Genomic DNA, 6,794 nt, shown 5'->3' with positions numbered 1-6,794 from the left:
TCACCGCCCACTGCCCGTCCGTCAGCGACGACTCGTACGCCGGTTTACAGACACAGCGACACAGACGTGATCTTCGCTGACACAGTCAGCGAAGATCACACCGAGGTATCACAACACTCTCTCAGGCGTCGGAGCCTTCGCACCCGTCTCCAGGTCGTGCAGATGACTCTTACCCCGATGCGCGAGCTGCCCCAGCGCCCGCAGGGACAGACCCCGCTCGGCACGCAGAGCCCGCAACCGGACCCCGAAACGCGGATCGACGTGCGACACAACGACGCTCCCGGCGTAGGAAGGAGGAACGCGCCCAGCTCTCGTCGGCGAACAACCACTACGGACGGTACAACGCTCCACCTCGCCCGCGTAACGGCCACCGGCTGCCGAGACAGCACGGGACATCTCCCGGCGAGGACTGGAACCCCGCCGAGGGGATGCGGTCTAAACCTGTCGGTCTGTACAACTGGTGGTGCTCGGCGTCGCTGAGCAGGTGCCGAACGGTCGTCGGGTTACTTTCGGGGTCGGCCCATGTCGACGCTTACGCTGCCTTCTTGCTGCCTGATGCCCCGTTACAAGCGCTCGCGTCTGGTCCGCATGCGACGGCAACTCGGAAGTTTCATCCGTGCCTGCGCTCGTCAGCGTGCCGTCAACCGACGGTCCTGCTATCGATGGCATAGCCGGCTAGCGCTGCGGAGTACAGACCTTGAAGCAGCTCATGCTCTGCCGGTTGACCCTCGTCCTGTTTGGTCCGGGTCTGGCGGCCGGTTTGAATCGGGCCTCATGTTGCAGTCGTTGACCTTCTGACTCTCGCCGCTCTCCTGCTGACGGCCTGGAGGGCCTCGCTCGTTGTGTGCGGTCAGGTGAGTTCGGGGCGGACGATAAGTGTCACGTCGCTGCTGGTTGCAATGACCAGGGTGCGGCCGGACGGGGAGAAGCCGGCAGCGCGTAGCTCCGAGTGATCGGCGTGGAAGACGTGCCACCAGGTCGTGCCCGCTGGGCCGTTGTAGGCCCCGCCGTCGGCGGACAGCAGGACGCGGTGGTTCGGCCACTCGGGGGCTACCACGTCGATGGTCCAGCCATCGTCGGTCGTGGCGTGCAGGCCGCCGCCGAACAGCCCGGCGATGCGTACCTGAGTGCCGGCCAGCACTCCGATGCCCGGACAGGCCAGGTCTGGCCCAGACGGTGAAGCGTCGTCGGGGTCGGGGTGGCGGTCTCGGGCGATCTTCGTACCCGTGGTCGCATCGACCAGGCCAAAGCCGTCCAGCGAAGCGACCATCAGCAGGTCGTCGCCAGTCTCTGGATGGACGCCGAAGCCGACGCCTTGCAGCCCGCCCACAAGTATCTGGTTGAGGTGCCGCCAGGGCTCTGGCGGTGCGATGACTGGGGCGGTCAACAGCTTGGCCCGCAGTTGATGTTGATAGTCCGAAAGCATCCCGTTGTCCTCCGACGGCGGCGGCCGGCGGTCCTCGCGGCTCTACAGATCCGATCGCGGTCAGTGACGGCCAGCACTAAACCACGCCGTCGGTGTCACGCATCATCTGACGCGGATCCGCAACGGATCAACTGGAGCCGCACATGGCCCGGATTCGCGTACCTCGACGGGTGGGGATCGCCTGCGGCACCCCGCCGGAAGCCGACGACCAGGCACCCCGCCCGTCCCGGCACCACACCCACGATCCGCGAACCGGAAGGAGGTTCCCCGATCGGCGGTCAGTGGTTCGGCCACGCTTCCGCCCTCCCGGCGGTGCCAGGAGACATCACAAACACCACCGACGGACACCGCTCCGACAACCGGTGGCAGTTCGTATCCGTCCCTGCCACCGCCGAGGAGAGAACCGAACGCACTGCCCGCGACGCCTGGACGACCCTGCGGGCCGCCCTCAACAACGCCGTCCGCGACGAACTGCTGACCCGCAACCCGGCCGCCCTGCTCCGGGTCGCCAAGCCCCGCCCACGCAAGACCCGACCGTGGTCCGCCGACGAGGTACGCCAGTTCCTGGAATCGGCCCGCGCCGAGGGTGACCCGCTCTACGCCGCGTACGTGCTGATCCTGGTCCTCGGGCTGCGCCGGGGTGAGGTGCTTGGCCTGCGCTGGGAGGACGTCGACCTGACCGCCGGTCAGCTGGCGGTGGCCTACCAACTCCAGCGCATCCGCCGGCAGCTCCTGCACCGCCAGATCGCCGTGACCATGAACATCTACAGCGAGGCCACCTCGGCGGCCACCCAAGCCGCCCTGAAACGCCTCGGCGAGCAGTTCGGCACCTGAGCCGCTGCTGCTGTACAAGATCGAAAAGGCCGTCTCCGACTACCGGAAACGGCCTTTGAACTGGGTGGAGCTGAGGGGATTTGAACCCCTGACCCCCTCGATGCGAACGAGGTGCGCTACCGGTCTGCGCCACAGCCCCTCCGCCGGCGAACCGGCTTCGGTCCCACCCGGCATTCACCGGGCGGGCCGGCGACAAGGCTAACAGGTTCCCCGCCCCGAGAGCGAATCGCCCCACCCCTCCCAGCCGGGAGCGTGGTGGGAGACGTCCCCCAGAGGGGCCGGAAGGCGTCACGATCCCGGACGACGACCAGCACCGGCCGGTGCCCCGTCTGTGCGGGCAGCTCTAAAGGGCCCGCCACCCGACCACCCCGCCCGGCACGCCGCGACCCGCCAGGAGGGCCGACGTGACAGGACCCGACCCGCCAGGAGGGCCGACGCGACAGGACCCGACCCGCCAGGAGGCGCGACCACCCGCCGCCCACGGGACCCGCCACCGGGCGGCGCCCGCGTCCCGGCCTGGGAGCCCTCAGCGGCGGGACTGGTAGGGGCGGCCCCGCAGGCCGCCGCTGCGCCGGTAGGAGACCGAGCCGCCTCCGCTGGCCGCCGCCGGCAGGTCGTCGGGGCGGTCCAGGCCCATGGCGGTACGCCGTACCGCCTCGCGCTGGGCCGCCAGGCGGCGCTGTTGCTCCCGGCGGGCCGCCGCGCGGCGGGCCTGCTCGCGGCGTACCTCGGCCTGCCGTGCGGCCAGCCAGGCCGCCTCCCGGGCCCGCGCCCGCCGTCGACGGCGCTCGGCCACCGCCCGTGCCCGCAGGTGGACGACGTACGCGACGAGCAGGGTGCCGGTGACCGAAACGCTGATCCAGAAGCCGGGGCCGGCGACGACCACGCCGATCAGCTCGACGAAGTTCAGCAGCAGCAGCGCGGCGAGCACGCGGCGGCGGCGGTAGACCACCGGGGCGTGCTGCCGGCGTGGCGTCCGGCGGCGGGGACGGCCGGGAGCGGGGGGCACGGCGCGCAGCCGCCCGGACCGGCGGCCGACGCCCCGGCCGGGCGTGGTGCCCGGGGGGTCGGTGGCCGGTCCGGTGGTGGGTGACGTGGCGGCGGCCGGTCCGGCGTTCGGCGCGGAACGGGCAACGGCGGAGGTGGCAGCGGTGGTCCCGCCGGTGCCGTCCGGACCGAGCGTGACCACCAGGGAACGGGACGGGTTCACCGGGCGGCGTCCGGGCACAGTACGACGCCGCCGGCGGCGCTGGAGCACCCGCGCCGTCGACTGCGCCCGCTCCGCCACCAGCCGCTCGGTGGCGTCGTACCGGCGGACGAGCGCCGGGGCGAGAGCCAGCAGGCCGGCGGCGGCGAGGACGGCGAGGAGCACCGAGGTCGGCACCCTCACCCCTCCCGTCACCGAAGTTCGGACATCCGCGCGCCGGCCGCAGGATCTTCGACCGGACATCGCCCGTTTCGCCGATCATGCGGCCACCGCAGCGCTTGCCACAGCTTGCAGTTACTTGAGGTTACGGGCGACCGAGCAGGAAGATTGTGCGCCGCGCCGGATTGCCGACGGTGGGACAGATCATCCGGCGGCGGCGCGTACCCGGTGCCAGCGGGCCAGCAGGCCGCCCTCGGCGGCCACCTCCTCGCTGGTCATCGCATAGCCGATGTGGTCGCGCCACGCACCGTCGATGTGCATGTACCGCCGGTGGAGCGCCTCCTCGCGGAAGCCGAGTTTCTCCACCACCCGGCGGGACGGCCCGTTCTCCGGGCGGATGTTCACCTCGATCCGGTGCAGCCCGCCGGGGCCGAAGGCGTGGTCGACGGCGAGCGCCATCGCGGTCGGGATCACCCCGCGCCCCGCCACCCGGCTGTCCACCCAGTAGCCGACGTACCCGGAGCAGAACGCCCGCCGGACGATGTTGCCGATGTTCAGGTGCCCGACCAGGCGCTCACGCCCGTTGTCGACCACGCAGACCGCGAACGGCATCCCCTCGCCGATCCGCGCGGACCGGCGCTGGTCACGGTGGACGTAGCGGAACGCGGCGGGCGAGTTCATCTCGTCCCAGCGACCGGGCACCGAGGACTCCCAGGGGGCCAACCAGTCACGGTTCGCCCGGCGGACCTCCGACCAGGCCGCCGCGTCGGACCGGCGGTACGGCCGCAGCGTCACCGGGCCGTCGGTGAGGACGACCGGCCAGCCGGGGGCGTTACCGAACCACGTCATCGCCCGGTCCACCCGCCGGGCCCACCGTCCACGCTCACCGGCGACGGTCCAGCAGCAGCACGTCCACGGTGGAGCCGGCCGCGGCGGTGGTGACCCGCTCGCCGAGCACCATCAGGCCGTTCGCCTCGGCCAGTCCGGAGAGGGTGAACGGGCCGCCCGGCAACGGCTGGACGGTGTAGCCGCCGCCGCGTCGCTCGGCCACGTGCGCGGGACGGAACTCCCGCAGCCCACCGGGGGACGTGATGGTCTCCAGCAGGTGCGCGCGGACGCTCGGCCGGAACACCGGTTCCGCCCCGGCGAGCAGGTTGATCGCGGGACGGGCCAGCACCTCGAAGCCGATCATCGCGGCACCGGGCTCACCGGGCAGACAGACCACCGGCACCTCCTCGGCTCCGACCGTACCGAATCCGAGGGCCGTGCCGGGATAGAGGGCGACCTCGGTGAAGGTGACCGGTCCGGCCCGGCCGCCCTCCCGGCGGGTGAGGATCCGGCGGACCATGTCGCCCGGCCCGGTGCCGGTGCCGCCGGTGGTGATGATCAGGTCGGCCCGCAGCGTCTGGTCCTCCAGCAGGCCGCGCAGCGCCTCCGGGTCGTCGTCGCAGATACCCACCCGGTACGCCAGCGCGCCCACCTCGGCGGCGGCGGCGGTCAGCGCGTGCGAGTTGGCGTCCACCACCTGGCCGGGCTGGCTGCCCCGGCCCACGTCGACCAGTTCGTCACCGGTGGCCACGATGACCACCCGGGGGCTGGGCCGCACCACCACGTGCCCGAGGCCGGTGGCGGCGAAGACCGCGACCAGGGCCGGGGAGACGTACGTGCCGGCGCGGGCGAGCAGCGTGCCGGCGGGTAGTTCCTCCCCGGCGCGGCGGACCCCGTACCCGCGCTTGGGGACGCGGAAGATCTCGACGGCGGCCATGCCCTGGTCGGTCCACTCCACCGGCACCACCACGTCCGCGCCGGACGGCAGCGGCGCGCCGGCCGCCACCGAGAAGCACGAGCCGGGGGTGAGCCGGACCGGCCGCCAACTGGCCGCGCCGAGGTCACCGACCACGTTCAGCCGGACCGTACGCCCGCTCGGCGACCCGGCGCGGCCCGGGGCGTAGCCGACACCCCGGCCCGTGCCGGAGCCGATGTCCTCCCAGCGGGCCGCGTACCCGTCGACCGCGGCCTGGTCGAAGGCCGGGTACGAGTGCGGCGCGACGACGTCCTCGGCGAGGACGTTGCCGTACGCCTGGGTGAGGTCGAGGTCGAGCGGAGGCAGCGCGCGTAACCTGCGCAGCACACTGCCCAGGTAGTCGGCGAGCGGCGTCAACTCGTTCGCGGCCGCCTCGGCGTCGGCCGTCGCGGTCATGTACTAGGACCGCCCGACGCGTCGGAGGCCACGAACTCCCCCAGCCACTTGCGGAACTCGTCGCCCAGGTCCTCCCGTTCGCAGGCGATCTGCACGACGGTCTGGAGGTAGCCCAGGGGCATGCCCGTGTCGTAGCGGGTGCCCCGGTAGACGATGGCGTGCACCGGTGTGCCCTCGCTGCGCAGCAGCTCCATCGCGTCGGTGAGCTGGATCTCCCCGCCGCTGCCCGGCCCGGTCCGCCGGATCGCGTCGAAGATCGTGCCGGGCAGGACGTACCGGCCGAGGACGGCGAGGTTGCTCGGCGCGTCCTCCGGCTTCGGCTTCTCCACCATGCCGGTGACCTTGACGACCTCGCCGACGTCGGTCAGTTCCGCCTCGGCCGGCTCCACCGAGGCGATGCCGTACCGCTTGGTCTCGGCCGGGTCGACCTCGAAGAAGGCGAGCACGATGCCGCCGGTACGGGCCTGGAGCTCCAACATGGCCGGCAGCAGCGGCTCGGACGGCTTGACGAACTCGTCGCCGAGGAGCACCGCGAAGGGCTGGTCGCCGACGTGGGACTCGGCGTACCCGACGGCGTGGCCGAGGCCGAGCTGCTCGGGCTGCCGGCAGGTGTAGATCTCGGCCAGCTCGCTGGGGCGGCGGACGGCGGCCAGCCGCTCGGCGTCGCCCTTCTCCTCCAGCCGCGTCTCCAGGTCGGGGCGGCGGTCGAAGTGGTCGACCATCGAGGTCTTGCCCCGGCCGGTGATCAGCAGGACGTCACCGATCCCGGCTGCGGTGGCCTCCTCGACGATGTACTGCAACACCGGCCGGTCGACCACCGGCAGCAGCTCCTTGGGCACCGCCTTCGTCGCAGGAAGGAAGCGGGTGGCCAGACCGGCGGCCGGGATGACGGCCTTGACCGCCCGGGGGCGGCCGGTCGAGGTGGGCGCCGTTGAAGGATTCGCTGGTTGCTCCGACATGTCGCGAGA

General features: G+C 72.2%; 6 protein-coding genes, 1 tRNA gene and 1 pseudogene. 1 reads left to right on the top strand and 7 read right to left on the bottom strand.

From position 1 onward, the window contains the following. Window positions 1-126 precede the first annotated feature (126 nt). A pseudogene (locus QSK20_RS31610) lies at window positions 127-270 on the bottom strand (helix-turn-helix domain-containing protein); the annotation flags it as partial. Window positions 271-850: 580 nt separating this feature from the next. Further along, entirely contained in the window at window positions 851-1,426 is a 576-nt protein-coding gene (locus QSK20_RS31605) for a hypothetical protein (RefSeq protein ID WP_285792270.1), read from the bottom strand. Window positions 1,427-1,738: 312 nt separating this feature from the next. Between QSK20_RS31605 and QSK20_RS31600 the strand changes: the two genes are divergently transcribed. Next, window positions 1,739-2,260 carry a tyrosine-type recombinase/integrase gene (locus QSK20_RS31600; RefSeq protein ID WP_285792269.1) on the top strand — a complete coding sequence of 174 codons (522 nt, stop codon included), beginning with the start codon at window positions 1,739-1,741 and terminating at the stop codon, window positions 2,258-2,260. A 65-nt stretch (window positions 2,261-2,325) separates the two neighbouring features. On the opposite strand, the gene QSK20_RS31595 is transcribed toward QSK20_RS31600, so the two are convergent. The 5 genes from QSK20_RS31595 to QSK20_RS31575 all read right to left on the bottom strand — a co-directional run bounded on the left by QSK20_RS31595 (window position 2,326) and on the right by QSK20_RS31575 (window position 6,785). Next, window positions 2,326-2,399, bottom strand: a tRNA-Ala gene (locus QSK20_RS31595). Window positions 2,400-2,786: 387 nt separating this feature from the next. Further along, entirely contained in the window at window positions 2,787-3,644 is an 858-nt protein-coding gene (locus QSK20_RS31590) for a SepX/GlpR family protein (protein WP_502889095.1), read from the bottom strand. A 186-nt stretch (window positions 3,645-3,830) separates the two neighbouring features. Beyond that, on the bottom strand, window positions 3,831-4,475 hold the full coding sequence (locus tag QSK20_RS31585) for a GNAT family N-acetyltransferase (protein WP_285792267.1): 645 nt from the start codon (window positions 4,473-4,475) through the stop codon (window positions 3,831-3,833). 34 nt (window positions 4,476-4,509) lie between these two features. Beyond that, the gene (locus QSK20_RS31580) at window positions 4,510-5,826 is read right to left on the bottom strand and encodes a molybdopterin molybdotransferase MoeA (protein WP_088980806.1); all 1,317 of its coding nucleotides are present in this window, start codon (window positions 5,824-5,826) and stop codon (window positions 4,510-4,512) included. Beyond that, window positions 5,823-6,785 carry a UTP--glucose-1-phosphate uridylyltransferase gene (locus QSK20_RS31575; protein WP_285792266.1) on the bottom strand — a complete coding sequence of 321 codons (963 nt, stop codon included), beginning with the start codon at window positions 6,783-6,785 and terminating at the stop codon, window positions 5,823-5,825. The genes QSK20_RS31580 and QSK20_RS31575 overlap by 4 nt, the downstream gene beginning before the upstream one ends. Window positions 6,786-6,794 lie beyond the last annotated feature (9 nt).

This window comes from Micromonospora sp. NBRC 101691 (assembly GCF_030269285.1).
Classification (GTDB): Bacteria; Actinomycetota; Actinomycetes; order Mycobacteriales; family Micromonosporaceae; genus Micromonospora; species Micromonospora echinospora.
Note: the sequence above shows the minus strand (reverse complement) of the source record. Positions and strands in the feature narration are given on the sequence as shown.